Annotated in this window: 2 protein-coding genes; one reads left to right on the top strand and one right to left on the bottom strand. The window is 33.2% G+C overall.

Annotated elements, in window-relative coordinates; translation table 11 throughout:
* Nucleotides 1-120: 120 nt before the first annotated feature.
* Nucleotides 121-723 carry an XRE family transcriptional regulator gene (locus tag BN338_RS00275; protein WP_039757954.1) on the bottom strand — a complete coding sequence of 201 codons (603 nt, stop codon included), beginning with the start codon at nt 721-723 and terminating at the stop codon, nt 121-123.
* A gap of 100 nt (nt 724-823) precedes the next feature.
* Between BN338_RS00275 and BN338_RS00270 the strand changes: the two genes are divergently transcribed.
* Nucleotides 824-1,044 (top strand): helix-turn-helix domain-containing protein (locus tag BN338_RS00270; RefSeq protein WP_039757953.1); only part of this gene is annotated, 221 nt, incomplete at its 3' end.

Below are 1,044 nucleotides of genomic sequence, written 5' to 3'. Positions count from 1 at the left end.
ATAATACTTATACGCAAACGTATAAAATAAATCAAGAAAAAAATTACAAATATTTCATTTTTTTTGCATTTCTGTATAAATACTGTCTTTAGAATAATAGAATCAAAAGCTTTACAAGGATTATTTCATAAGTGGGCGATAAGATTTGCGTGGCAGTATTGCAACTATTTCTCCAACCCATTTTATCTTAGCATTTTTAATGGGGAGCGCATTCCATGATTTGAGTACAATCCCTTCTGAAGAGCGAGTAATTTGTTTGACAAACCGCCTATTATCTTCTGTTAGAACAACAACTTCATCACCGTAATAATCGCTCACTGGTTTTGTTTGCAGATGTTTAACTACGATTAAATCACCATCTTTATACACGGGATACATAGAATCTCCACGAACCATGAAGCCTATTGCTTCAAAAGGCAAATCAAATGGTATTTCGATTGTTTCAAGTCCGTCTTCTGGAATTTGCTCAACATCTGTGTCAATCTCTAGCCCTGCTCCTACATATCCCATAAGAGGAACAAGTGTAGTAATTTGGTTATAACCCTTTAAACTTTTATAAAGTTCTAAAATTGCATCTCTATGTGAACCTCTAGGGTCTGATTCACTCCCCAACCATCTTGATACGGTTGCTTGAGTTACATTTAGTCTATCTGCAAGATCTTTTTGACTGAGACCGAATTCAGATTGCAATACTTGCAATGTAGCAATGATGTTTTTTGTCATAATTCATTACTTATGATTTTTAAATTAAAAAAATCTATTGTTTTTTTAATTTAATTGTATACAATTGCGTATATGGTTAAAAATAATGGATTCAACTCAAATGAACATAGAGGAAAAATTAGAGATTAAATCTATCCGAAAGTGTTTATCGCTAACACAAAAGGAATTAGCAGACCTTTTAGGCGTTAAGCAAGCTTCTGTTTGTCGTTGGGAACAAGGCAAAGGATTATCATTAAAAAGTTATCTCAAGCTGAAAAAGTTGAAAGATGGTTCTAGCTCTATGTCTGTTTTTATTGCGGCTCCTACAGACAACAACAAACA

Source organism: Bartonella queenslandensis AUST/NH15, from assembly GCF_000312585.1.
GTDB classification, from domain to species: Bacteria; Pseudomonadota; Alphaproteobacteria; order Rhizobiales; family Rhizobiaceae; genus Bartonella; species Bartonella queenslandensis_A.
Note: the sequence above shows the minus strand (reverse complement) of the source record. Positions and strands in the feature narration are given on the sequence as shown.